This is a genomic window from Actinocatenispora rupis (genome assembly GCF_016861975.1).
Classification (GTDB): domain Bacteria; phylum Actinomycetota; class Actinomycetes; order Mycobacteriales; family Micromonosporaceae; genus Actinocatenispora; species Actinocatenispora rupis.
Genome location: NZ_BOMB01000021.1, coordinates 100,931 through 125,048, shown reverse-complemented (window position 1 = coordinate 125,048; position 24,118 = coordinate 100,931). Strand labels below are relative to the sequence as shown.

General features: G+C 72.0%; 23 protein-coding genes. 7 read left to right on the top strand and 16 right to left on the bottom strand.

What is annotated here, in order from left to right:
- Positions 1-5 precede the first annotated feature (5 nt).
- The 8 genes from Aru02nite_RS18540 to Aru02nite_RS18505 form a co-directional block, all read right to left on the bottom strand.
- Entirely contained in the window at positions 6-857 is an 852-nt protein-coding gene (locus Aru02nite_RS18540) for a carbohydrate ABC transporter permease (protein ID WP_203659278.1), read from the bottom strand.
- A 3-nt stretch (positions 858-860) separates the two neighbouring features.
- On the bottom strand, positions 861-1,793 hold the full coding sequence (locus Aru02nite_RS18535) for a carbohydrate ABC transporter permease (RefSeq protein ID WP_203659275.1): 933 nt from the start codon (positions 1,791-1,793) through the stop codon (positions 861-863).
- Positions 1,790-3,076, bottom strand: coding sequence for an ABC transporter substrate-binding protein (locus tag Aru02nite_RS18530; RefSeq protein ID WP_203659272.1), 1,287 nt, complete (start codon positions 3,074-3,076; stop codon positions 1,790-1,792). The genes Aru02nite_RS18535 and Aru02nite_RS18530 overlap by 4 nt, the downstream gene beginning before the upstream one ends.
- The gene (locus Aru02nite_RS18525) at positions 3,073-4,068 is read right to left on the bottom strand and encodes a LacI family DNA-binding transcriptional regulator (protein WP_203659269.1); all 996 of its coding nucleotides are present in this window, start codon (positions 4,066-4,068) and stop codon (positions 3,073-3,075) included. The genes Aru02nite_RS18530 and Aru02nite_RS18525 overlap by 4 nt, the downstream gene beginning before the upstream one ends.
- Positions 4,069-4,151: 83 nt before the next feature.
- On the bottom strand, positions 4,152-4,718 hold the full coding sequence (locus tag Aru02nite_RS18520) for a GNAT family N-acetyltransferase (RefSeq protein WP_203659266.1): 567 nt from the start codon (positions 4,716-4,718) through the stop codon (positions 4,152-4,154).
- A gap of 52 nt (positions 4,719-4,770) precedes the next feature.
- The gene (gene dxs / locus Aru02nite_RS18515; protein ID WP_203659263.1) at positions 4,771-6,723 is read right to left on the bottom strand and encodes a 1-deoxy-D-xylulose-5-phosphate synthase; all 1,953 of its coding nucleotides are present in this window, start codon (positions 6,721-6,723) and stop codon (positions 4,771-4,773) included.
- A gap of 213 nt (positions 6,724-6,936) precedes the next feature.
- Positions 6,937-8,112: an anhydro-N-acetylmuramic acid kinase gene (locus Aru02nite_RS18510; RefSeq protein ID WP_203659260.1), complete on the bottom strand. Its 1,176-nt coding sequence runs from the start codon at positions 8,110-8,112 to the stop codon at positions 6,937-6,939.
- Positions 8,109-9,242: a serine hydrolase domain-containing protein gene (locus Aru02nite_RS18505; protein ID WP_203659258.1), complete on the bottom strand. Its 1,134-nt coding sequence runs from the start codon at positions 9,240-9,242 to the stop codon at positions 8,109-8,111. Before Aru02nite_RS18505 ends, Aru02nite_RS18510 begins: the two co-directional genes overlap by 4 nt.
- Positions 9,243-9,357: 115 nt before the next feature.
- Here Aru02nite_RS18505 and Aru02nite_RS18500 point away from each other — a divergent pair, with 115 nt between their 5' ends.
- The 5 genes from Aru02nite_RS18500 to Aru02nite_RS36735 are packed head-to-tail and all read left to right on the top strand — an operon-like array spanning position 9,358 to position 14,714.
- Entirely contained in the window at positions 9,358-10,905 is a 1,548-nt protein-coding gene (locus Aru02nite_RS18500) for an ABC transporter substrate-binding protein (protein WP_203659255.1), read from the top strand.
- On the top strand, positions 10,902-11,873 hold the full coding sequence (locus tag Aru02nite_RS18495; protein WP_203659252.1) for an ABC transporter permease: 972 nt from the start codon (positions 10,902-10,904) through the stop codon (positions 11,871-11,873). The genes Aru02nite_RS18500 and Aru02nite_RS18495 overlap by 4 nt, the downstream gene beginning before the upstream one ends.
- Entirely contained in the window at positions 11,870-12,745 is an 876-nt protein-coding gene (locus tag Aru02nite_RS18490; RefSeq protein ID WP_203659248.1) for an ABC transporter permease, read from the top strand. The genes Aru02nite_RS18495 and Aru02nite_RS18490 overlap by 4 nt, the downstream gene beginning before the upstream one ends.
- Positions 12,746-12,783: 38 nt before the next feature.
- Complete coding sequence (locus tag Aru02nite_RS36740) at positions 12,784-13,782, top strand: ABC transporter ATP-binding protein (protein ID WP_239076779.1); 999 nt, start codon at positions 12,784-12,786, stop codon at positions 13,780-13,782.
- Entirely contained in the window at positions 13,779-14,714 is a 936-nt protein-coding gene (locus Aru02nite_RS36735; protein ID WP_239076778.1) for an ABC transporter ATP-binding protein, read from the top strand. The genes Aru02nite_RS36740 and Aru02nite_RS36735 overlap by 4 nt, the downstream gene beginning before the upstream one ends.
- A 45-nt stretch (positions 14,715-14,759) precedes the next feature.
- Here the strand turns inward: Aru02nite_RS36735 and Aru02nite_RS18480 are convergent, their stop codons facing one another.
- The 5 genes from Aru02nite_RS18480 to Aru02nite_RS18460 all read right to left on the bottom strand — a co-directional run bounded on the left by Aru02nite_RS18480 (position 14,760) and on the right by Aru02nite_RS18460 (position 20,115).
- Positions 14,760-15,146 (bottom strand): hypothetical protein, encoded by a 387-nt coding sequence (locus tag Aru02nite_RS18480; protein WP_203659245.1) that lies wholly within the window; start codon positions 15,144-15,146, stop codon positions 14,760-14,762.
- A gap of 176 nt (positions 15,147-15,322) precedes the next feature.
- Positions 15,323-16,582, bottom strand: coding sequence for a sugar ABC transporter permease (locus Aru02nite_RS18475; RefSeq protein ID WP_203659242.1), 1,260 nt, complete (start codon positions 16,580-16,582; stop codon positions 15,323-15,325).
- Positions 16,579-17,427 carry an ATP-binding cassette domain-containing protein gene (locus Aru02nite_RS18470; RefSeq protein ID WP_203659239.1) on the bottom strand — a complete coding sequence of 283 codons (849 nt, stop codon included), beginning with the start codon at positions 17,425-17,427 and terminating at the stop codon, positions 16,579-16,581. Before Aru02nite_RS18470 ends, Aru02nite_RS18475 begins: the two co-directional genes overlap by 4 nt.
- Before the next feature lie 154 nt (positions 17,428-17,581).
- The gene (locus Aru02nite_RS18465; protein WP_203659236.1) at positions 17,582-18,694 is read right to left on the bottom strand and encodes a sugar ABC transporter substrate-binding protein; all 1,113 of its coding nucleotides are present in this window, start codon (positions 18,692-18,694) and stop codon (positions 17,582-17,584) included.
- Positions 18,695-18,936: 242 nt separating this feature from the next.
- Complete coding sequence (locus tag Aru02nite_RS18460) at positions 18,937-20,115, bottom strand: ROK family transcriptional regulator (RefSeq protein WP_239076777.1); 1,179 nt, start codon at positions 20,113-20,115, stop codon at positions 18,937-18,939.
- 205 nt (positions 20,116-20,320) lie between these two features.
- On the opposite strand from Aru02nite_RS18460, the gene Aru02nite_RS36730 reads away from it, so the two are divergent.
- Both Aru02nite_RS36730 and Aru02nite_RS18450 read left to right on the top strand, forming a co-directional pair.
- Positions 20,321-20,962, top strand: coding sequence for an HAD-IA family hydrolase (locus Aru02nite_RS36730; protein ID WP_239076776.1), 642 nt, complete (start codon positions 20,321-20,323; stop codon positions 20,960-20,962).
- A gap of 141 nt (positions 20,963-21,103) precedes the next feature.
- Positions 21,104-21,760 carry a VC0807 family protein gene (locus Aru02nite_RS18450; RefSeq protein ID WP_203659227.1) on the top strand — a complete coding sequence of 219 codons (657 nt, stop codon included), beginning with the start codon at positions 21,104-21,106 and terminating at the stop codon, positions 21,758-21,760.
- Between the two features lies 1 nt (position 21,761).
- Here the strand turns inward: Aru02nite_RS18450 and Aru02nite_RS18445 are convergent, their stop codons facing one another.
- The 3 genes from Aru02nite_RS18445 to Aru02nite_RS18435 form a co-directional block, all read right to left on the bottom strand.
- Complete coding sequence (locus tag Aru02nite_RS18445; protein ID WP_239076775.1) at positions 21,762-22,292, bottom strand: hypothetical protein; 531 nt, start codon at positions 22,290-22,292, stop codon at positions 21,762-21,764.
- Between the two features lie 154 nt (positions 22,293-22,446).
- Positions 22,447-22,887, bottom strand: coding sequence for a pyridoxamine 5'-phosphate oxidase family protein (locus tag Aru02nite_RS18440; protein WP_203659224.1), 441 nt, complete (start codon positions 22,885-22,887; stop codon positions 22,447-22,449).
- A 3-nt stretch (positions 22,888-22,890) separates the two neighbouring features.
- Positions 22,891-24,087 (bottom strand): class I SAM-dependent RNA methyltransferase, encoded by a 1,197-nt coding sequence (locus Aru02nite_RS18435; RefSeq protein WP_203659221.1) that lies wholly within the window; start codon positions 24,085-24,087, stop codon positions 22,891-22,893.
- Positions 24,088-24,118 lie beyond the last annotated feature (31 nt).

The window sequence follows — 24,118 nt, the reverse complement described above, 5'->3', positions numbered from 1 at the left end:
GCCTTTCAGTCCTTGGTACCGGTGGAGGCGAGCGACTGGGTGTAGTGCCGCTGGAAGACGAGGATCAGGACGAGCGGGATCACCGTCAGGACAAGCGATCCGGCGAACACCTGTCCAAAGTCGACGGTGAACTGGCCGCGCATGTTGGCCAGCGCGATCGGGGCGAGCTGCTTGCTGGGCTCGGTGCCGATGAGCAACGGCCACATGTACGCCTGCCACTGGAACAGGAACAGCGTCATGCCGGCGCCGACCAGCGTCGGCTTCGACAGCGGCAGGTAGATCCGGGTGAACACGCCCCACCAGCCGAGCCCGTCCATCCGGGCCGCCTCGACGATCTCGGTGGGGATCGCGAGAAAGAACTGCCGCATCAGGAAGATGGCCAGCCCGTTGCCGATCCCGGGCAGGATCAGCCCCAGGTACGTGTTCTGCAGGTTCACGTCGCGGAACAGGTCGGCGAGCGGGATCGAGATCGCGTCGAACGGGATCAGGAAGCTCAGTACCACGATCCCGAACAGCACCCCCTGCCCGCGGAACTTGATCGCGGACAGCCCGAACGCCGCCATCGCCGAGAACAGCAACCCGAACACGACGGTGACCAGGCTGACCACGATCGAGTTCAGGATCGCCCGGCCGAAGTCGCTGTGCACCAGCGCGCCGTAGCTCGCCGGGTCGGCGTGGATCGGCAGGAAGCTACCGATCGACAGCGGCGACAGGTACGAGAAGATGTCGTTGCCGGGGCGCAACGAACTGGTCAGCACCCACAGCAGCGGGAACGCGAACGCGATGCCGATGACCGCCGCGGCGACGGTCCCGACGGTACGGCCGAGGCGGCGCCGGGGCACGGATGGGGTCGTCATCAACTACTCCTTGCTCCGCAGGAGGCGGAACTGGACGGCCACCACGACGAGCGTGACGAGCATCAGCAGTACCACCTCGGCCTGGGCCAGGTTCATGTTCCCAAGCGTGAACGCGCGCCGGTAGATGTCGAACATGGCGAGGTTGGTGGCGTTCTCCGGGCCGCCGTTGGTGAGGATCTGCACCGGCGCGAACACCAGGAAGTTCGACACCGTGTCGGCCACCAGGACGAACGCCAGCGGCCGGCGCAGCATCGGGAACGTGATGTACCAGAAGCGTTTCCAGGCGCCGGCACCGTCCAGTGTGGACGCTTCGTACAGGGAGGTCGGGATGTCGTTGAGGCCGGAGATGAGGAACATCATCCAGTAGCCGACGCCGATCCAGGAGCAGAGGATCATGATCGACCACAGCGCCTGGCTGCCCGACGTGAGGAACGGCTGCGCCGGCAGCCCGAACACCCGCAGGAACGCGTTGATCAGACCGTTCGGCTGGAACGCCACGTCCCAGACGACGGCCGACACCGCCGGCGGTACGGCGATGGGCAGGAACACCAGCGCGCGCCAGAACCGTACGCCGGCGAGCTTCTGGTTGAGCAGCACGGCCAGCGCCAGCGACACCGCGATCTGGAGCGGGTTGATGATCACGTTGAACAGCAACGTGACCAGGACGGCCTGGTGGAAGTCGCTGTCGCGGAACAGCGTCGCGTAGTTGTCGAACCCCACGAACGACGTGGTGTCGCGCAGCAGGCTGTAGTGGAACAGGCTGCTGGCCACCGCCGAGACGGCCGGCGCGATACGCAGGACGACCAGGAACAGCAGGCCCGGCGCCAGGAACAGCAGCGCCGCGGCGGCCGGACTCTGCCGCAACCGCATCCACAGTGGACGTTTCGCCTTCCGTTGCGGCGCAACGGTTTCCTTCGTCTTCGTCACGGTCGTCATCGCAACTGCTCCCAGGCGCTGCGCAGGGCCGCCGCCGCGGACCGCAGCCGGCGCGCCGGATCGGCACCGTTGCGGATGTCGGCGAACGCCTTGTTCATGATGTCCTCGAACTGGATGTACCCGATGGTGCGCGGCCGGTGGATCGCGGTGCGGGTCAGCTCGTACTCCATCAGCGCGCCGACCCCGGCCGACGACTCCCCGCCCTGCTCCGCCAACACCGTCTTGTACGCGGGGAACGCGGCGGCGTTGGCCGGGATGATCGGGTTGTTGCGGATGGTGGCGAGGCTGCCGGCCTTCGTCAGCGCCGCGTACCGCACGAAGTCGAGGCCCAGCCCGGCGTTCGCGCCGTACGGGTTGACGCCCCAACCCCAGGAATCCGTTGGGGTGACGGGACTTCCGCCCTCGAAGTACGGGTGCGGGGCGATGCCCCAGCGGAACTTCTTCTGCGCCGACAGGGTGCCGATGTTCCACGGGCCGCCGACCATGAACGCCGCGTGCCCGCCCGAGAAGATCGCGTTCATCTGGTCGGAGGACACCCCGCGCGGGGCGACGCCGGTGGCGAAGATCCGACCGTACCAGCGCATCGCGCGTACCCAGGCGTCGTTGGTGACGGCCGGGGTCAGCTCGTCGTGCGGGTCGATGCCGGACCCGCCGCCGAGCGACGCCGGCAGCGGCTGGAGCTGGTAGTAGCGGTCGGTCTGCTCCAGCAGCAGCCCGTACTCCGCGCCGGACTTCTGCGCCTTCCGGCCCAGTTCGACGACGCGCTCCCAGGTGAGTCGGTCGGCGGGGCCCCGGCCGGGCGGCGTGATGCCGGCCTTGGCGAGCAGATCGGTGTTGTAGTAAAGGAACTGGGTCGAACTCCAGATCGGCACCGTCCACAGTCGACTCCGGAAGTACGACGGGTCGGCCTGGCCGGGCAGCACCGCCCGGTCCACCTCCCCGCGGTACGAGGTGAGGTCCTTGAGGAAGCCGCGCGCCGCCAGCGCCGACACCCGCGGCGGGTCCACGGTGAACACGTCGACCTCGGCGTCCTTCGCGCCCAACCGCGCCTGGAGCACGTCGTTCACCCGGTCGAACGGCACCGACGTGTACTTCACGGTCACGCCCGGATGCGCGCGCTCGAACCCGGCGATCACCGGCGCGAACGTCTTCGGCAGCTCCGGACCGACGAACTGCACGGTCCGGCCACCACCGCCGGATCCGCCGCACGCGGCGAGCAGCCCGGCCGCGGGCACTGCCGCCCCCAGCCCGAGCAGCGCCCGCCGGCTCACTGTTCTGGTCACTGCGCGGCCTCCTGTCCGCACCCGCACGAGCGGCGCAGCAGCAGCTCGAAGGGCAGTACGTGGTGTTCCGGCGTACGGTCGCCGCCGGCGAGCAGGACGTCCATGGCGCGCGCGGCGAGCCGCTCCACCGGCTGCCGTACCGTCGTGAGGGGCGGGTGCGCGAACTCGCCGTCCTCGGTGCCGTCGAACGTCACCAGCGCCAGGTCCGCCGGCACCCGTACGCCACGGTCGGCGGCGGCGCGCAGGACGCCGATGGCCTGCTGCTCGCTGGCCACGAACACGGCGGTCGGCCGGTCGTGGGCGGCGAGCAGTTCGGCGGCCGCGGCGTACCCGCCGGCGCGGGTGAACGGTGCCGGCACGGACACCTCCGCGCCGCCGGCCGCACGTACCGCCTCGCGCCAGCCGCGGAAGCGTTCGTCGGCGACGGGCAACCCGGTGGGGCCGGACACGCAGGCGACGGTGGCGTGGCCGTGGTCGAGCAGGTGGCGGGTGGCCTCGTTGGCGCCGCCGGCGTTGTCCACGACGACCGACGACGCGTCCCCGCCCGGTACCTGCCGGTCGAGCAGGACGACGGGCGTGCCGACCCGGTGCACCTCGGCGAGTTCGGGCTCACCGTCGACGCTGATCAGCAGGATCGCCTCCACCTGCCGTTCCAGGAACGTCGAGAGGTACCGCTGCTCGCGGTCGGTGCTCTCGGTGGAGTTGCCGAGCAGGACGGCGTAGTCCTGCGCGAAGGCGGCGTCCTCGACGGCGCGGGCGAGCGTGGCGAAGAACGGGTTGGAGTTGTCCGGGACGATCAGCCCGATGGTCCGGGACCGGCCGCCGCGGAGGGCGCGGGCCACCCCGTTCGGCCGGTATCCGAGTTCGGCGACGGCGCGCAGGACCTTCTCCCGGGTCGCGGGGGACACGTTCCGCGGGCCGTCGTTGAGCACGTAGCTGACCACGGCGGCCGAGGTGCCGGCGAGCTTCGCGACGTCATTGCGCGTCGGCATCCGTCCTCCGATCTACACGTGTCGTCAACACGTGTAGAAGCTAGCCCCGCGTTCACCCCCGCGCAACACCCAGGAAAGAAAATTCAGCCGGTACGACGCGCGCGCCAGTCCGCGGCGGTCAGCCGGTACACCACGTGCGGGCGCAGCCGGTGCCCCGGCGGCAGGACGGGATGGTCGAAATCGTCCGCCGGGTCGTACGTCATGCCCAGTCGGCGCATCACGGCCAGCGAGCGTACGTTCGTCCGGGCGGTGAACGACACGACCGACGGCAACCCGGCCACGTCGAACCCGTGGTCCAGCGCGGCGGTCGCCGCCTCCGTGGCGTACCCGTGGCCCCAGGCGTGTGCGGCGAGCCGCCAGCCGATCTCGACGGACCGGCCCCACGGCGGTTCGAAACTCGGCACCGCCAGCCCCGTGAAGCCCACGAACTCGCCCGACCCGGCCACCTCGACCGCCCACAGGCCGAAGCCGTACTCCTCGAAGCCGGCCTCGATCCGGTCCACCAGCGCGTCGCTGCGCTCCCGGCTCAGCGGGGACCGGAAATGCTCGGTCACCCGCGGATCCGCGTTCAGCTCGGCGAACGGGACGCGGTCGGCGTCCCGCCACCGGCGCAGAACCAGTCGCTCGGTACGAAGCTCCGGTCCGGACACCGCGCCAGCGTACGCCGGGCCGGCACGACGACCGGCCGGCGTACGAACCGGGTCAGCGGGCGGGGCGGCGGAGCTGGTCGGCCGGCAGCGAACCCGGCGCGGTGTGGTCGGCGTCCGCGCCGGCCACCCACTCGGTCACCTGGCGCGCCACGTCCTGCGCGGTCAGGCCCAGGTCGGACAGGATCTCGCCGCGGGTGCCGTGCGGATGGAACCCCACCGGTACGGCCAGGTCGCGCAGCGGTACGTGCACCTCGGCGTCGGACAGCGCCTGGTCGAGCGCCGAGCCGACGCTGCCGGCGCGTACGCCGTCCTCCAGGGTGACGACGAGCCGGTGCCCGGCGGCCAGCTCGACCAGCCGGTCGGACACGGGGCGCACCCAGCGCGGGTCGACCACGGTCACGCCGTACCCCTGGCCGGCGACGCGGTCGGCGATCTCCATGCCCAGGTGCGCGAACGAGCCGACCGCGACGAGCAGTACGTCGGCGGACCCGTCGCGGCGGAGGACGTCGACGGCGCCGATGCCCTCGCCGAGGCGTTCCACGGCGGGCAGGTCGGCGGGCAGGCTGCCGGTGGGCAGCCGCACCACGGACGGCCCGTCCGACACCCCGACCGCCTCGCGGAACTCCTCCCGTACGGTCGTCTCGTCGCGCGGCGCGGCGAGCCGCAGCCCGGGGACCACGCCGAGGATCGACATGTCGTAGATGCCGTAGTGGCTCGGCCCGTCGGGGCCGGTGATACCGGACCGGTGCAGTACGAACGTGACCGCCTGCCCGTGCAGCGCCACGTCCAGCAGTACCTGGTCGAAGGCCCGGTTCAGGAACGTGGAGTACACGGCGACGACGGGGTGCAGGCCGCCGAGGGCCAGGCCGGCGGCCGACGTGACGGCGTGCTGCTCGGCGATGCCCACGTCGAACACCCGCTCCGGGTACACGGCGCGCATCTTCTCGATGCCGGTCGGGCCGGCCATCGCCGCGGTCACGCCGACGATGTCGGGGCGCTCGCCGGCGACCGCGACCAGTTCCTCCACGAACGGCGCGGTCCAGCTGCGGCCCGGGGCGGCGAGCGGCTTGCCGGTCTCCGGATCGAACTGGGCGGACTGGTGCAGGCAGTCCACCTCGTCGGTCTCCGCCGGGCCGTACCCCCTGCCCTTCTGGGTCAGGGCGTGCACGATGACCGGGCCGCCGAACCGCTTCGCCTTCGCCAGCGCGCTCTCCAGCGCCACGAAGTCGTGCCCGTCCACCGGCCCCACGTACTTCAGGCCCAGGTCCTCGAACATCGCCTGCGGCGCGACGGCGTCCTTCAGGCCCTTCTTGACCGCGTGCAGCACCTCGTACAGCGGGGCGCCGACGAGCGGGGTGCGCCCCAGCGACTCCTTGACCAGATCCAGGACCTTCTCGTACCCGGGGCTCAGGCGCAGCGAGGCGAGGTGGCTGGCGAGGCCGCCGATGGTCGGCGAGTACGACCGGCCGTTGTCGTTGACGACGATGACCAGCGGGCGGTCGGAGGCGGCGATGTTGTTCAGCGCCTCCCAGCACATGCCGCCGGTCAGCGCCCCGTCGCCGACCACGGCGACGACGTGCCGCCGCTCCCCCTTCAGCGCGTACGCCTTCGCCAACCCGTCCGCGTACGACAGGGCGGTGGAGGCGTGCGAGTTCTCGATGGTGTCGTGCTCGCTCTCGGCCCGGTCCGGGTAGCCGGAGAGGCCGCCGCGCTGCCGGAGCAGGTCGAAGCCCTCCTGGCGCCCGGTGAGGATCTTGTGCACGTACGCCTGGTGGCCGGTGTCGAACAGGATCCGGTCCTCGGGCGAGTCGAACACCCGGTGCAGCGCGATCGTCAGCTCGACGACGCCCAGGTTGGGGCCGAGGTGGCCGCCGGTCTTCGACACCTTGTCGACCAGGAAGTCGCGGATCTCGGTCGCCAGCGCGGGCAGTTGGCCCACCGGCATCCGGCGCAGGTCCGCGGGGCTCCGCACCGAACCGAGCAGTGCATCGTCAGTCGATGTCATGGGCTCGAAGTCTAGACCCGCAGGTCGGACGCCACCTGTGTGCGCCGTCGCTACCTCACCACATTCCCCCGCCGGCTTCACATTTCCCACACAACTCGCCCGGCCGTCCCGCCCGGTGCCGGCTGCGCCCGATGGCCCCCGCTGCCCGGTGTACCGGGTGCGCGCTCGCTGACCTGCGGCGACACCCCCGCCGTACGAGGGTGTCGCCGGGGCTCAGCGGACGATGCGCAGCCGGGACGGCATGGCCGCCGGCTCGGGCAGCCGCAGCGCCGCGGTACCGGGGGTGACGGAGCCGAGGACCGCGGCGCGGCTGGCGCCGGTGACGCTGGGCAGGGCGCCGGGCAGGCCGTGCCAGGTGAGCCAGCCGAGCAGGGCGAAGGCGTACGCCTCCTTGGCGTCCGGGTCGATCCCGTACCGGTCGATCGAGTCCAGCCGGCAGCCGGCCAGCTCGGCGATCCGGGCGGTGAGGACCGGGTTGCGCAGGCCGCCGCCGGCCGCGACGACCTCGGCGATGCGGTGCGCCCGCAGCTGGTCGGCGACGGTACGCGCGGTCAGTTCGGTGAGGGTCGCCACCACGTCCGCGCCGCGCTCGTCCCCGCTCAGGAACCCGTCCAGGTACTCGGGGTGGAACAGTTCCTTGCCGGTGGACTTGGGCGCCGGCGCCGCGTAGTACGGCTCGGCGAGGAGGGCGGCGAGCAGGTCGGGCAGCACCGTACCGGCGGCGGCGTGCCGGCCACCGTCGTCGTACGGCTCGCCGAACCAGCGCGCGCACGCGACGTCCACCAGCGCGTTCGCCGGACCGGTGTCGTACCCGAGGACGGTGTCGTCGGACAGCACGGTGATGTTGGCGATGCCGCCGAGGTTGAGCGCGGCGCGGCGCGGGCCGCCGGGGTCCGGGGCGAGCAGCAGCGCGTCGAACGCCGGGACCAGCGGCGCGCCCTGACCACCGGCGGCCACGTCGGCGGAGCGTACGTCGGAGACGACGGGCAGGCCGGTCGCCGCGGCGAGCCACGCCGGCTGGCCGAGCTGGAGCGTGCCGAGCGCGCGGCCGTCGGACACCCAGTGGTAGACGGTCTGGCCGTGCGAGCACACCAGGTCCGCGGTACCGCCGCACAGTTCGGCGAGCGCCCGCCCGGCGGCGCCGGCGTACGTGTGGCCGAGGTCGGTGGTGAGCCGGCAGACCGCCTCGATGGTGGTCGGCGCGGGCGGCAGTACGGCGGCGATCGCGTCCCGCGTGGCCGGCTCGTACGGGATCGACAGGGCGCCGAGCGGGCGGAGCAGCAGCGTGTCCCCGTCGGCGGTGAACTCCGCGGCGGCCACGTCGATCGCGTCGTACGACGTGCCGGACATCAGCCCGATCACCCGGGTGCTGCCGTCGTTGTCGGTCATGCCTCATCCCTCACGGTCGCGAGCGTGCGGTCCCAGTAGGGGCCGAGGTCGAGCAGGTCGGTGCCGGCGGCGTGCACCCGGTTGGTCATGAGCACGACGATCGCACCCGACGCGGGAAGTACGGCGAACCGGATGCCGGTGAAGCCGGCGTGCCCGACCGCGCCGTACTCCGGCCAGCGCCAGAAACCCAGTCCCTGACCGGGATCCGGCCCCGCCGCGGTGAACCGCGCGACGGTGTCGGGGCGCCACGGGCCGTCCGCGTCGAGCAGCGCCCGGCCGTACGCGACGAGGTCGTCGGCGCCGCCGAACAGCCCGGCGTGCCCGGCCACCCCGCCGAAGGCGTGCCACGCGTTCCCGTCGTGCACCTCACCCTCGATCGTGTACTCCCGCCACCGGTCGAACGCGTCCGCGGAAACGCCTGTGGGGTAAGGGTTTCCGGTGGCGATCATGCGCCGCTCGTACCAGTCGCCGTGGCCGGTCGCGACGAGCGGCACGGCCGGACCGGCGCCGCCGGGACGGTAGTGCGCGCCGGTCATGCCGGCCGGGTCGAACACCAGCCGCCGGGTCGCGTCCGCCAGCGGCTCGCCGGCCGCGCGTTCCACCACCCGGCCGAGCAGCATGAACCCGAGGTCCGAGTAGTGCCGGCCGGCCCCGACCGGGTACCGCGCCGGTACGCCGGCGGCCACGGCGCCCGGCTCCCCCGCCCCGGCGTACACCGGCCACCACTCGGCGAGGCCGGCGCGGTGCCGGAGCAGGTCGCGCAGGCGTACCGGGACGGGCAGGTCGGGCAGCCAGTCGCGGGCCGGGGCGTCCGGGTCGACGAGTCCGGCGTCGGTGAGCGACATCAGCGCGGCGGTGGTGCCGGCGAGCTTGCTCACCGAGGCCAGGTCGAACACCGCGTCGGGGGTCATCGGCGGCGGGTCGTCGAGCCGTCGCAGTTCCCGGCGCCCCTCCCCCGGGCCCGGCAGCCACCCCGGCCCGTCCACCATCCGGTACGTCCGGCGGTGGCCGGCGAGGTGCTCGACCACGGTGCCGGTCCGGTCGGCGACGCGCAGCAGTACGCCGGGCACGCCGGCGTCGGTCAGGTCACGGACGATCTCGGCGAGCGCTGATGCGCGGTCCCGTTGCACACCAGGGACTGTAAATAACCTTCGAAGTGTGTTTCCAACCCGGTGCCACTTGACGGTGCGGATCGTGGCCGGGTTACTGTCTGTCGATCACACCAGCGAGTACGGAGGACCAACAGTGACAAGGATTCCAGCCCGTCGGTGGGGAATCGGCGCCGCGATCCTGGCACTGGGTGCCGGAGCGGTGGCATGCAGCCCGAGCCCGACCAACGGCGGCAAGACCGGCGAGTCCGCCCAACTGGTCGTCGCGCGCACCGCCGACGTCGACGTGCTCGATCCGGCCCGCGCCACCGCATTCGCCACCAACCAGACGCTCGCGCTTGTGTACGACAGGTTGGTGCAGGTCGACGCGAACGGCAAGCTGGTGCCCGGTCTCGCCACGAAGTGGACGGTGGGCGACGGCGGCAGGAGTCTCACGTTCACCCTGCGGGACGGCGTGAAGTTCCACAATGGACAGACGTTCACCTCCGCGGACGCGAAGGCCAGCCTGGACCGGATCATCGACCCGAAGACCGCGTCGGTGGCCCGCTCGTACCTGGCGAACGTGTCGGCCGTCGACGCGCCCGACCCGCGGACGCTGAAGCTGAACCTCACCCGGCCGGACGCGTCGCTGCTGACCGCGCTGTCGTACACGGGGACGTCGATCCTGTCGGCCAAGGACATCAAGGCCGGCACCGTCGACAAGAAGCCGGACGGCACCGGCCCGTACTCGTGGAAGTCGTGGAAGCAGGGCCAGGAACTCGACCTCGCCGCGAACACCCACTACTGGAACGGCAAGCCGAAGAACGCGGGCGTGCAGTTCCGGGTGATCCCGGACGAGGCGTCGATCGTGTCCGGCATGAAGGCCGGCAGCTTCAGCCTCGGCATCGTCAGCGACCCGGCGCTCACCAAGCAGTTGTCGACCAACAAGAAGATGAAGCTGGTCGCCAACCCGACCCTGGACTACCACGTACTCCAGCTCAACGGTCGCCGCGGCCCGCTCAAGGACAAGAAGGTGCGCCAGGCGATCGCCTGCGCCGTCAACCGCAAGGACGCCATCGACACCGTCTACTTCGGACAGGCGAAGGAGACCGGGCCGATCGTGAGCCCCGCGTACCAGTTCGACGCGAACGCCGGGCTCGGCTGCACCGCCGGGGACACCGCCGGCGCGAAGGCGATGCTCGCGAAGGCCGGGTACGCCAAGGGATTCCACCTCAAGACGATCGTGATGACCGGGCAGTACTCGACGTCGACGAACCTCGCGCAGGTGCTCCAGTCGCAGCTCGGCAAGATCGGCGTCACGCTCGACCTGGACCGCCAGCAGACCAACGTGTACGTGCCGAACTGGTCCAAGGCGAACTTCGACGCGGCCGTCGCGCTCAACGGCGGCAGCACCGACCCGTACCTCCAGTACAACCGGTACTTCACGAGCGACGGCAGCCTGAAGGTGCCCGCCGGCCTGGCCGACCCGAAGCTGGATTCCTTGCTGCGCAAGGCGAACGGCACCACCGACGAGGCCACCCGCGAGCAGGTGTTCGGTGACCTGTCCAAGCAGCTGAACGACGACTCGCCGTGGGTCTGGCTGTTCCGCAACCAGACGTACTACCTGGAGTCGACGGGCCTGACCGGGTTCACCGCCACCCCGTCCGACTCGCTGGAGAACCTGCGCGTCGCGGGCCTCGCATGAGCCTGCGGTACCTGCTCGGCCGGGTGGCCGGCATGCTCGGCACCCTGGTGGGCGTGGCGGTGGTGGTGTTCGTCGTACTCCGGGCCCTGCCCGGCGACACCATCACCGCCAAGCTCGGTACCCAGGCGGCCACCCTCACCGCCGACCAGCGCGCGGCACTGCGCCACTTCTACGGGCTGGACTCCTCGCCGGTGACGCAGTTCTTCCGCTGGTTCGGCGGGTTGCTGCACGGCGACCTCGGCGTCTCCATGGACACCGGCGTACCGGTGACGCACCTGATCGGCGACGCGCTGCCGGTCACCCTGGAACTGGCCGTCCTCGCGATGGTCATCGCGGTACCGGTCGGCGTGCTGTTCGGCATGCTCGCCGCGAGCCGCCCCGGCGCCGTACGGGACCTGTCGGTCCAGGGCGTCGGGCTGCTCGGGCTCGCCGTACCGGAGTTCGTGGTGGCGACGGTGACCGTGGCGTGGCTGGCGTCCGCGTTCGCGTACACCCCGAGCGCCGGGACGTACGTGTCGATCGGCGACTCGTTCGGCGGGAACCTGCGCCAGATGCTCTACCCCGCACTGGTTCTCGCCATCGGCCTCGCGGCGACGGTCATGCGCACCACGCGCTCGGCGTACCTGGAGGCGGCCGGGTCGGACTTCGTCCGTACCGCGCGCGGCAAGGGCGTCACCGAGGCCCGCGTACGGTTCCGGCACATCCTGCACAACGCCGGCATCCCGATCGTCACCATGGTCGGCATCCAGTTCGGGTACCTGCTCGGCGGCACGCTCGTGGTGGAGCAGGTGTTCGCGCTGCCCGGCCTCGGACGGCTGCTGCTGGACGGGATCCTGCACCAGGACTACGCGATCGTGCAGGGCGTCACGCTGCTCGTGGCCGCCGCGTTCGTGGTCGTCAACTTCGGCGTCGACGTCGTCTACCGGCTGCTCGACCCGCGTACCCGAAGCGAAGGGAGGCGGGCATGACGCGCGCCGCGACCCTCGTCGCGCCGGCACCGCGTACCGCCGGTCAGCCCTCGCTGCCGCGGCGGATCGTCGCCGACCGCAACGGCCTGATCGGCGTCGTACTCGTCGGGCTGCTCGTCGTCGTCGCCGTCGTGTCCCTGGTGCACCTGGGCCAGGATCCGTTGGCACAGAACAGGACCGGCCAGCTCGCCGGCCCGTCCGGCGCGCACTGGCTCGGTACCGACCAGTTCGGCCGGGACATCGCGGCGCGGGTCGCGGCCGGCGTCTTCGCCTCGCTGCGCGTCGCGCTCGTGTCGGTCGGGATGGCGACGATCGTCGGCGGCCTGCTCGGCGTACTGTCCGGCTTCGCCGGCGGCGTACTCGACGCGGTCGTCGGCCGCTGCACCGACGTGCTCTTCGCGTTCCCGGCGACGCTGCTGGCGCTCGCCCTGGTCGCCGCGCTCGGCCACGGCTGGTTCAACACCGCGATCGCCATCGCCGTCGTCTACACCCCCATCTTCGTACGGGTCGCGCGCGGACCGGTGCTGACCGTCCGCGAGTCCGAGTACGTGAAGGCGGGGCGGGTGCTCGGGTTCTCGCGCAGCCGCCTGCTGTTCCGGCACGTGCTGCCGAACGTGGGCGCGCCGATCGCCGTACAGGTGGCGTTGGCGCTGTCGTGGGCGATCCTCACCGAGGCCGGCCTGTCGTTCCTCGGCCTCGGTACCCAGCCGCCCAGCCCGTCGCTCGGCCTGATGGTCTCCGACGCCCGGAACTTCTTCCCCGACGCGTGGTGGACGCTGCTGTTCCCCGCCCTCGCCGTGGTCGTCGCCGTGGTCGGCCTGAACATGGTCGGCGACGGCCTCCGCAACGCCCTCGACCCGAGGAGGTCCTGACCCATGGACGCCTGCCGCACCACGCCGGTGGCGGACCGATGACGGTACTCCGGATCGAGGACCTGCACACCGTCGTACGCTCGCGCGGCCGGGACCTCCCCGTCGTACGCGGGGTCTCGCTCGACGTGGACGCCGGCGAGATCGTCGGCCTGGTCGGCGAATCGGGCAGCGGCAAGAGCTTCACCGCCCTGTCCGTACTCGGGCTGCTGCCGGAGGGCGCCCGCGTCACGTCCGGCCGGATCCTCGTCGACGGCGAGGATCTGGTGGCGCTGCGCGAACGCGACCGCCGCACCCGGCGCGGCAGTACCGTCGCGATGATCTACCAGGACCCGATGACGGCGCTGAACCCGCTGATGACCGTCGGCGCGCAGATCGCCGAGGGCCTGCGGGCGCACGGGATCCGCGGCCCGGAGGCCAAACGGCGCACCCTGGCTGCGATCGAGGAGGTCGGGCTGCCGAAGCCGGACCGCATCGCGCGCAGCTACCCGCACCGGCTGTCCGGCGGGCAGCGGCAGCGGGTCGTCATCGCCAGCGCGCTCGCCCTCCGCCCCCGCGTACTCATCGCGGACGAGCCGACGACCGCGCTCGACGTGACGATCCAGCAGCAGATCCTCGCCCTCGTCGACGAACTGCGTACCGAGCACGACCTCGCCGTCCTGTGGATCACGCACGATCTCGGTGTGGTGGCACGGATCGCGGCCCGCGTCGCCGTCATGTACGCCGGCCGCGTCGCCGAACAGGCCGGCACCCGCGAGCTGTTCGCAGCCCCGCAGCACCCGTACTCGGCGGCCCTGCTCGCGTCGATCCCGTCGCCGACCGACACCGAACGCGGACCGCTGCCCCAGATCGGCGGCGCACCACCGGATCTGGCCGCGCTGCCGGCCGGCTGCCCGTTCGAGCCGCGCTGCGCGTACCGCGAGGACCGGTGCGCCACCGGCGAACCCGAGCCGGTGCACCGCGGCGGTTCCGACACCGCCTGTTTCGTACCCCGGGAGCGGTGGGGCGTGCGCGGCGACGCGATGGAGGAGCCAGCATGATCGAGGTGACCGACCTGGTCCGGCACTACCGGACCGGTGACGGCGTCGTACGCGCGGTCGACGGCGTGACGTTCTCGGTGGCCGAGGGCGAGACGCTCGGCCTGGTCGGCGAGTCCGGCTGCGGCAAGTCCACCACCGCGAAGCTGCTCGTCGCCCTGGAACGCGCGGACGGCGGGGCCCTCAGCGTCGGCGGCATCGACGTGCGTACGGCCCGCGGACCGCACCTGCGCCAGCTGCGCCGGACGATCCAGCTCGTGTTCCAGGACCCGTACGCGTCGCTGAACCCGCGGCGCCGGATCGCGGCGACCCTCGCCGAGGTGCTGACCGTACACAGGCTGGCGCGGGGCGGGACGGTCGCCGGCCGGGTCGCCGACCTGCTGGACATGGTGGGGCTGCCCGGATCCGTCGCCGACCGGTACCCGCACCAGCTGTCCGGCGGACAGCGCCAGCGGGTCGGCATCGCCCGCGCCCTCGCCGTCGAACCCCGCGTCCTCGTCCTGGACGAGCCGGTCTCCGCGCTCGACGTCTCGGTACGTGCCGAGGTGATGAACCTGCTCGCGTCGCTGCGCGCCTCGCTCGGCCTGACGTACGTGTTCATCTCGCACGACCTGGGCATGGTGCGGCACCTGTGCGACCGCATCGCCGTGATGTACCTGGGAAAGATCGTGGAGACGGGCGGCTGGCGCGACGTCTCCGACGAGCCGCTTCATCCGTACACCCGGTCGCTGCACGACGCGGTGCCGGTCGCGGACCCCGCGGTCGAGTCCGGCCGCGCCCACCGTACGTTGCGCGGCGAGGTGCCCGACCCGGCCGCACCGCCGTCCGGCTGCCGCTTCCACCCGCGCTGCCCGATCGCCGAGGACGCCTGCCGTACCGACGAACCGGTACTCACGGTGCGCGGTGACCGCGCGGTCGCCTGCCACCTGGTGTGACGACGGACGGTGGCCGGCGCGATGCCGACCACCGTCCGGTACGCGTCAGTTGCTGCTGTAGTTGTAGGTGCCGTCGCCGTTCGAGTCCGCCTCGCTGTACGTCCCCGTCGACGAGTCGTACTCCGACGCGCTGGTGACGTTGCCGTTCGCGTCGACGTGCTCGCTCGCCTGGTCCCCGTACTGGTCCTGCGCGTTCACGTCGTAGCTGCCGTCGGCGTTCTCGTGCGCGGAACCGGCGTCGACCACGTTGCCGCTGCTGTCGGTGTCGCCGGCGACGTAGTCCCCGCTGGCGTCGTGGCCCTCGACCGAGTACCCACCCTCGGAGTTCTGGTCCACGGTGTAGGAGCTGCCGTCGCTACCCTCCACGTGGTACTCCCCGCTGGAGTCCTCGCTCACCGAGTAGTCGACGCCGTTCTCCTCGTAGTCACTCACCGCTTCGTCCCCCTCTGTGTTTCCGTCCGCCGATCTGGCGCTGCCGGAAACGTACCGTCACCGGCAAAGCATGCAGATCCCTCGTTTGTGCCACGGCGGGCAAAAAGCTGGTAAGGGACATCAGGAGACGGTGAAGCGGCGCGCCGACGCAGGTCGACGCGCCGCTCCGGAGTACCTCAGGCTCGGCCGGACGCGCGCTGGCTGCGCCGGGAGATCGAGTCGATCACCACGGCCGCCAGCAGAACCACACCCGTCACCATGTACTGCGCGTAGTCGGTGATGCCGACCAGGTTCATGCCCGCCGCGATCGACTGGATGACCAGCACACCGAGCAGCGCCGAGTACGTGCTGCCCCGCCCACCGAACAGGCTCGTACCACCGATGACGGCCGCGGCGATCGCGTCCATCAGGATGTCCTGCCCGGTACCGGACTTGGTGATGTTCTGGTTGACCGAGGCGAAGAAGACGCCGCCGATCGCCGCCATCGTGCCGGAGATCGCGAACACGCTGATCCGGATCGCCGTCACGTTGATGCCGGCACGGCGCGCGGCCTCGACGTTCCCGCCGACCGCGAACACCTTGCGGCCGTAGCTGGTGTGCCGCAGCACGAAGTCCAGCCCGACCACGAACACCAGGAAGATGACCGGCGCCAGCGGCAGGCCGCGGGCCTGGTTGAACACCACGGCGATGCCGAACAGCACCACGCCGAGCAGTACCGACCGGACGATGATCTCCACCGGCCGCCGGGTCGGGATGCCCGCCTTCACCCGGCGGCGCCACCCGTACAGGCACACCGCCAGGTATCCGACGGTGACCACCCCGGCCAACCCGTACGCCCAGAAGGTCTCCGCGAAGTAGGTGCCGGTCAGCCGGTCGATCAGCCCGTCGGTGTTGGACAGGTTGTACGACCCGGTCGAGCCGAGCACCCACAGCATGAAGCCCAGCCAGCCGAGCAGACCGGCCAGCGTCACGATGAACGCCGGTACGCCGATCTTCGCGAAGAAGAACCCGTGGATCAGACCCATCGCGAGGCCCACCACCACGGCCATCAGGATGGACTCCCACTCGCTGAAACCCCAGCGCTGGTTGGCGACCGCGAGGATCGCCGCGCACGCGCCCGACACCGACCCGATCGACAGGTCGATTTCGCCGAGCAGCAGCACGAACACGATGCCCGTCGCCATCATGCCGGTGGCGACGATGTCGACGCTGATCTGGCTCAGGTACCCGGGTGCGAGGAAGCCCGAGTTCATCGTCTGGAAGATCGCCCAGATGATGATCAGGCCGATCACGACCGGGATCGACCCGAGCTCGCCGCCGCGGATCCGCCGCCACGTCTCGCTCAGGTACCCGGAGAGGCCGCGCTGCTGGACCACCAGCCGCGGGTCGGTCACGACCACCGCCGGCTGCGGTGCGCCGTCTCGGGTGGCGGTCACTGGCCCTCCTCCGTCCCGCTGGTCTCCGCGGCCACCGGGTCGGCGTCGGCCGCGCCCGGTTCGGCGCTGCGGGCGGCGCGGCGGGTCACCGCGTTGTCCGTGGCGCCGGTGATCGCCGAGATGATCTCCTCCTGGCTGGTCCCCCGGCCGTCGAAGAACCCGTTGTTACGACCCAGCCGCAGCACCGCCACCCGGTCCGCGACCGCGCGTACGTCGGCCATGTTGTGGCTGATCAGGATCACGCCGAGACCGCGGTCGCGCAGCCGCTCGACCAGGTCGAGTACCTGGGCGGTCTGCTCGACGCCGAGCGCGGCGGTCGGCTCGTCCAGGATCACGATCTTCGGGTCGCCGAGCAGCGACCGGGAGATCGCCACCGTCTGCCGCTGACCGCCGGACAGCGACGCGACCGGGATCCGTACGCTCGGGATCTTGATCGACAGCGTGTCGAGCAGCTCCCGCGACCGGCGTTCCATCTCGACCTCGTCGAGTACGCCGAACCGCCGGACCTCCCGGCCCAGGAACAGGTTTCCCACCACGTCCAGGTTGTCGGCTAGCGCGAGGTCCTGGTAGACGGTCGCGATGCCGAGCGCCTGCGCGTCGTGCGGCCTGCCGATGTGCACCGGCCTGCCCTCGAACTCGATGGCGCCCTCGTCCGCGGTGGTGACCCCGGAGATCGCCTTCACCAGCGTCGACTTGCCGGCACCGTTGTCACCCACCAGCGCGACGACCTCACCGGCGTGTACCTCCAGGTCCACCGCCGTGAGCGCCTGTACCGCGCCGAACCGTTTCGACACCCCGCGCAGCGCCAGTACCGGTGGATCGGTCCGGGCAGCTTGGCCTGTCACCTCTCACCACTCCCGTCGGAGCAAGTGGGCCCCGGCGCCGGACCACGGCACCGGAACCCGGTACGTCCACTTCGGACGGTCCACTGTGGACCGCCAGGTCACGCCGTACGGCGCCGCGGAGCGGGACCGCTGCGGCCCCGCCCGCGACCACCGCCTACTTGACGCCCGCCGCCGCGCAGTCCTTGGCGAACGCCGGCGTGCAGATCTCGGACGCCTTCCAGTACCCGTCGGCGACGACCGTCGACTCGATGTTGTCCTTGGTGACCGTGGTCGCCGGGACGATCTTCGCCGGCACGCTGACCGTGCCGTTGTTGACGGTGTCGCTGCCGTTGGTCCACTTCTTGCCCTGCGCGAACGCCACGGCCATCTCCGCGGCGGCCTGCGCCTGCGGCTTGATCGACTTGTAGATCGTCGCGTACTGCTCGCCCGCGAGGATGCGCTGCAGACCCGCCAGCTCGGCGTCCTGCCCCGTCACCGGTACGAGCGGGCTGACGCCGGCGGACTTCAGCGCGGCGATCGCGCCACCGGCCATGCCGTCGTTCGCGGCGTACACACCGATCACGTTCTTCGCGCCGATCTTGCTGATCGCGCCGCCGACCTCCTGCCGGGCACCGTCCGGGCTCCAGTCCGTCGTGTCGTACTCGGCGCCGACGTTGACCTTGCCGTCCAGGATCTTGTGCATGCCCTTCTTGAAGTCGGGCGCGTTCGGGTCGTCGGGCGACCCGTTCACCAGGATCACCTTGCCGCGCTTCGGGCTGCCCTTGGCGGAGATCGCCTTCAGGAACGCGGTGCCCTGCAGCTCGCCGATCTTCTCGTTGTCGAACGACGAGTACCCGGCGATCGGGCCGGTCGCGAGCCGGTCGTACGCCACGACCGGGACGCCCTGGGCCTTGGCCTTCGCCACCGAGGGCTGGATCGACTTGTAGTTGACCGAGTCGAGGATGAGCACCTTGACGCCGGCGGCCAGCACCGAGTCCACCTGCTGGCGCTGGGTGTCCGCGTTCTGGTTGGCGTTCCGGTACTCGATGGTGCACTTCGGACAGAGCTTCTTGATGTCCTGCTCCAGGTACGGCCGGTCGAACTTCTCGTACCGTGCCGTCTTGCTCTCCGGGAGCAGGATCCCGATCTTGAAGCCCTGGCTGGCGCTCACGCCCTTGCCGGAATTGTCACTACCGCCGGACTGCTTCGCCTTCCCACAGGCCGACACGCCCACGGCGATCACGGCGACAGCGGCGACGGCGAGCCCGCGACGCAAGTAAGTCCTCACGTGCTCGAAACCTCCCTGACACAGGCCGCACTGGCGCGGCCAGGTTCACGACAGTCAACCTCCATGTCGAAACACCGTCAATAAGTGAAGATGCTTCGCGCCCAAACCAGGCCCATTCGTTATCTTCCCGAACCGAACGGTCCCATCACCCGGTGATCATGAAGTGCACAAAGGACCGGCGTTTCGAACCCGACACGCCGACCCCACGCCATGATCCGCGTACGGACAGTTCATGATGCCGCTCAGCCGACGACCGCGTGGTCCGTTTCGGACATGGCGAGCGCCAGCGCCCCCAGCACCTCGGCCCGGTCGCCCAGCGTCCCCGGTACGACACGCAACTGGCGCGCCGCGCTCGGGATCGCGTACCGGGCGACCGACTCGCGCAGCGGTCCGATCAGCAGGTCGCCCGCGCCCGCCAGGTCACCGCCGATGATCGCGGTACGCGGGTTGAGCAGGTTGCACAGGCTCGCCACGCCGATCCCCAGGTGCCGCCCGATGTCCGCGAGCACCCGCCGGCAGCCCGGGTCGCCGGCCTCGGCCAGCTCCACCACCCCGGCCACCGTCAGGTCCGGACCGTGCGCGTCCGCCAGCAACGACAGCAGGTACTTCGCGTTCGCGTGCGTCTCCAGGCAGCCGCGGTTGCCGCACCGGCACACCGCGCCCGACTCGTCCAGCGTGATGTGCCCGATCTCCCCCGCCGTACCGCCGGCGCCGTGGTAGATCCGCCCGCCCAGCACCAGCCCGGCGCCCACCCCGGTCGAGACCTTCAGGTACACGAGGTCGCCCTGGTCGCGGCCGGCGCCGAAGACCAGCTCGCCGAGCGCACCGAGATTCGCGTCGTTGTCCGCGTGTACGGGCAGGTCGAGGCGTTGCGCGAGAGCTTCGCGCGGGCGTACGCCGACCCAGCCGGGCAGTAGCGCGCTGGAGCCGATCTCGCCGGTCTCCACGTCGATCGGCCCCGGTACGCCGAGGCCGACGGCGAGTACCCGGTCGCGTTCGACGTCGCTCTCGGCGAGCAGTACGCCGATCATGTGCTCGGCGCGGGCCAGGCACTCCTCGGCCGAGGCGTCCACGTCGACCGGCTCGCGGTCGGCCGCGAGTACCCGGTGGGAGAGGTCGCCGATCGCGACCCGCAGGTGGGAGTGGCCGAAGTCGACGCCGACCACCGCGCCGGCGGAACGGCTGAGCGTGACGCGGCGGATCCGCCGGCCGCCGACCGACGCGGTCTCCACCTCGACCGGGCCGGAGTCGGCGAGTTCGTGCACGATGTTCGACACCGTCGCCGCGGACAGCCCGGTACGGCGGGAGATCTCGGCCTGGCTGAGGGTGCCGGCGGCCCGGACCGCCCGCAGGACGCGGGTCACGTTCGCCCGGTGCAGCGACGGCTGCGATCCGGGCGGGTGTCCGTCGGAGGCAGGCATCCGCTCGTTCTCCTCCCTGGCCGCGACACCGGGTGCGGTGCGCGGGGCGTTCGGTGTCGGGCTTGTCTACAAGAACCGAAGCTATGGTGCTCCACCGCTACATACATCCGTCAAGAGGCGAATCCAGCCCGCGCCCCGGCCCGGTGCGGCACCTCACGCCCCCGGCACCCCGGATCCCCCGGTACGCGTCGGTAGCGTTGACGCCGTGGATCTCACCGCCGACGCCCTCCTGTTCGACCTCGACGGCACCCTCGTGGACTCGACCCCCGCGGTCGTACGCGCCTGGACCCGCTGGGCCGTGGAGCACGGGGTGACGGAGGCGCAGTTCCGGTCCGTGCACGCGCACGGGCGTACCGCGGCGGAACTCGTCGCCGACCTGCTGCCCGCCGAGCGGGTGGCCGGCGCGGTCCGGCGGATCGAGGAGCTGGAGCTGGCCGACGTCGACGGTGTCGTACCGCTGCCGGGGGCCGCGCGACTGCTCGCCGAGCTGCCCGCCGACCGCTGGACGATCGTCACCTCGGGCGTCCGATCCCTTGCCACCAAACGGATCCGGGCCGCCGGCCTGCTCGTACCGGAGCGCTTCGTGACCGCGGACGACGTCCGCCGCGGCAAGCCCGACCCGGAGCCGTACCTGGCGGGTGCGGCGCTGCTGGGCGTACCGCCGGAGCGGTGCGTGGTGGTGGAGGACGCGCCGGCCGGGCTGACCGCCGCCCGGGCCGCCGGCGCCGGCACCCTCGGCGTGGTCAGTACGCACCGGGCGGACGAGCTGAAGGCCGACCTCGTCCTGCCCGACCTGTCGTACCTGGTGGTCGACGGCACGGGCCCGCTGCGGCTCCGGGCCCGCTGACCGCCGCCGAGCTGGCCCGACCGGGCGCACATCGGCTACCCTGCGGCAACACCGGGTGAACCCCTACGGGCAGACCCCGACGACGGCCGGCCGCCCGCGAGCGTCCGGGGCCCGCGGATCCGAGAGGGGCCAGTCCCGCGCATGTCCGAGCACACCACCATCCACCTGCCCGCGCTGGGCGTACACCTGCGCCACGGCGTGAAGCACCTGCTGGAGGCCACGCTCATCCCGCTCGGGTTGTTCTACCTGGCGATGACGTTCGCCGGGCTGCACGGTGCGCTGTTCGCCGCGCTCGGCTGGTCGCTGGCCGCGCTGGGCTGGCGCGCCGTGACCCGCCGACCCATCCCGACCGTACTGGCGCTGATGACCGGTCTGCTCGTGGTCCGCACCGCCGTCGGGTTCGCCACCGGCAGCGTCTTCCTGTACTTCCTGTCCCCGTCACTACAGGACTTCGTGATCGGGCTGGCGTTCGTGGCGCTGCTGCCGTTCCGGCGGTCGCTGATCGCGAAGCTCGCCGGGGACTTCTGCGTCTTCCCGCCCGCGCTGACCGGCAACCCGCGGGTGAAGCGGTTCTTCCACCGGGTGTCCGTGCTGTGGTCGTCGGTGTTCCTGGCCAGCGGCGCGCTCACGCTGTGGATGCTCGCGAACGCAAGCCTCGGCTCGTACCTGCTCGTCGGCACCGCCGTGTCGTACGCGCTGATCGCGCTGGCGATCGTGGTGTCGCTGCTGTGGTTCCGGCGCTCGCTGCGCGGCGAGGGGATCCGGCTCCGGCTGCCGCTGCGCGCCGCCGCCGCCTGACTCAGGACACCAGGTCGGACCAGAACGGTACGGTGCACACCGCGCCCGCCGTCAGGTCCGCGCCCGTACCGGCGCCGAACTCGGCCCGCAGGTAGCGGGGCAGGTCCGCGCCGTACACGACGATGTCCGTCTGGTGCACCGACAGCACGGGATGACCGGCCCCGCCACCGGTGCCCGGCAGGTACCGGTGGCCGTACACGGGGACCAGGGGCGGGGCCGCCGCCAGCCGCTCCACCGCCACCGCCCGCGCCGCCGCGTCCCCGGACGGCCGCGCACCCCAGCCGTCGTACCAGAAGGCGTTGTGCTCGACGTCGAACAGCACGCCGTCGGCCGGGGCGACGAGCCGCCGCCGCAGGTCGTCGGAGTCGGTGCGCCAGTCCGGGAACCCCGGGCCGACCGGCAGCGCGGCCGCCAGCATCTCGCGGTGGTCGGCGGCGAAGCGGAACCCGTACCGGGACTCGACCTCGTCCAGGTACTCCTCGGTCAGTCCCGGCGCGAGCGGCTCCGGCAGCAGCGACATCCAGTCCGTCACGGTTCGCCAGCCTATGCGGTGAACCGGCGCCCCGCCCGCCGACTCGTCCGGCCTCCCGTACCGCTGTCGCCCGTCGGGTGTCCGGCGGCGCCGGCGACGCCCGCCTCGTGCCCAGCAGCCGACCTGCGCGGGCTCGTCGCCCGTCGGCGGTCGGTCAGTCCGGGATCCAGTGGCCGTCGCGCATCAGGTCCTGGCGGGCCTCCACGGGCGACTCGCGCCACGCCCGGATCCGCCGCGGCCGGACCCGGAAGTACCGGTAGGGCGTGGTGATCCGGCGCGGGTCGAAGCCGGTCGCCGCGGCGAACGCGTCGAGCTCGCCGGGTGGCAGGTCGGCCGCCGCCAGTACGTCGATGGTGCCGTCGACGAGGACGACGTCGCGCGTCGCGCCGAGCCCGAGGCGTACCTCGCCGGTGGCGGTGAGGTTCCGGGCGGTCGGTGTGTCGGCGCCGGTGGCGAGCAGCAGCGTCGAGCCGTCCCACCGGTACGACAGGGGCACCAGGTACGGCTCGCCGTCGGCGGTCGCCACCCACGCGTCGACGGTGGTCTCCAGCAGGTGCAGGGTGTCGCGGCGGCGTTCGGCGCGGGTCCGGGGCACGCCTCAGTCCGCCGGGGTGAACAGCGCGACGCACTCGACGTGCTGCGTCATCGGGAACGCGTCGAACGCGCGCAGCGTCGTCAGCCGCCACCCGAGCCCGGCGAACGTGCCGGCGTCGCGGGCGAGCGCGGCCGGATCGCATGCCACGTAACAGATCGCGCGCGGCGCGGCGCCGGCGAGCGCGGTGACGACCTCCCGGCCGGCGCCGGACCGCGGCGGGTCCAGCAGCACCACGTCGACGTCGCCGAGGGTCGGCAGTACCCGTTCGACCCGCCCCGCCACGGTACGCACGGCCGGCAGGTCGCCCAGGTTGTGCGCCGCGGCGGCGACCGCGGAGCGTCCGGACTCGACCAGGGTGACCGCGCCGTCCGGGCCGACCGCTGCGGCGAGCGCGGCGCTGAACAGGCCGACCCCGCCGTACAGGTCCCAGCAGCGTTCGCCGGGTCGCGGCGCCAGCAGGTCCAGGGCCGCGTCCGCCAGCGTGTCCGGCGCCGCCGGATGCACCTGCCAGAACGCCTCCGCCGGCACCCGGAACTCGCGCCCCACCGCCCGTTCGACGACCTCGCCCACGCCGTACGCCCGGCGGGTCACGGTGCGGCCGCGGACCGACCGGTGCTCCAGTACGGCCGGGTCACCCGCCGACGAACTCACCACCGACAGCTCCGTACGCGGGTGCCAGCGGCGGTCGGTGACCGGCAGCTCGCGTACCGCCGGGGTGGCGATCGGGCAGGCGTCCACCGCCACCACCCGGTGCGAACGGTGTGCGCGCAGACCGGGCCGGCCGTCACGGGCCACCGCGTACCGGACGCGGGTGCGCCAGTCGAGCGGACCGCCGGGCAGCTCCTCGACCGTGACGCCCAACGCGTCGACCTCGGCCGGGTCGAGCCGGCCCAGCCGGGTGAGCAGCTCCGCGACCGTGACCGCCTTCAGCTCGCGCTGCGTCGCCGGCGCCGCGTGCTGCCAGTCGCACCCCCCACAGTCCCCCGCGTACGGGCACGGCGGCGTGACGCGGCCGGCCGCCGGTGTCAGGACCTCGACGGTGTCGGCGCGCAGGAAACCGGAACGTACCTCGGTGACGCGGGCGTCGACCCGCTCCCCCGGCAACGTGTGCCGGACGAACACGACCCGCCCCTCGTACCGCGCCACGCAGTGCCCACCGTGCGCGACCCGTTCCACCGCCAGCCGCAGCACGTCCCCCACGACCGGCCCGCCGGTCCCACGCCCGGCGTCC

What these genes read in the sequence shown, in the direction of transcription:
- Aru02nite_RS18540 (WP_203659278.1), bottom strand. Translation starts at nt 857, where the DNA reads ATGACGACCCCATCCGTGCCCCGGCGCCGCCTCGGCCGTACCGTCGGG.
- Aru02nite_RS18535 (WP_203659275.1), bottom strand. Translation starts at nt 1,793, where the DNA reads ATGACGACCGTGACGAAGACGAAGGAAACCGTTGCGCCGCAACGGAAG.
- Aru02nite_RS18525 (WP_203659269.1), bottom strand. Translation starts at nt 4,068, where the DNA reads ATGCCGACGCGCAATGACGTCGCGAAGCTCGCCGGCACCTCGGCCGCC.
- dxs (WP_203659263.1), bottom strand. Translation starts at nt 6,723, where the DNA reads ATGACATCGACTGACGATGCACTGCTCGGTTCGGTGCGGAGCCCCGCG.
- Aru02nite_RS18510 (WP_203659260.1), bottom strand. Translation starts at nt 8,112, where the DNA reads ATGACCGACAACGACGGCAGCACCCGGGTGATCGGGCTGATGTCCGGC.
- Aru02nite_RS18495 (WP_203659252.1), top strand. Translation starts at nt 10,902, where the DNA reads ATGAGCCTGCGGTACCTGCTCGGCCGGGTGGCCGGCATGCTCGGCACC.
- Aru02nite_RS18490 (WP_203659248.1), top strand. Translation starts at nt 11,870, where the DNA reads ATGACGCGCGCCGCGACCCTCGTCGCGCCGGCACCGCGTACCGCCGGT.
- Aru02nite_RS36740 (WP_239076779.1), top strand. Translation starts at nt 12,784, where the DNA reads ATGACGGTACTCCGGATCGAGGACCTGCACACCGTCGTACGCTCGCGC.
- Aru02nite_RS36735 (WP_239076778.1), top strand. Translation starts at nt 13,779, where the DNA reads ATGATCGAGGTGACCGACCTGGTCCGGCACTACCGGACCGGTGACGGC.
- Aru02nite_RS18460 (WP_239076777.1), bottom strand. Translation starts at nt 20,115, where the DNA reads ATGCCTGCCTCCGACGGACACCCGCCCGGATCGCAGCCGTCGCTGCAC.
- Aru02nite_RS18450 (WP_203659227.1), top strand. Translation starts at nt 21,104, where the DNA reads ATGTCCGAGCACACCACCATCCACCTGCCCGCGCTGGGCGTACACCTG.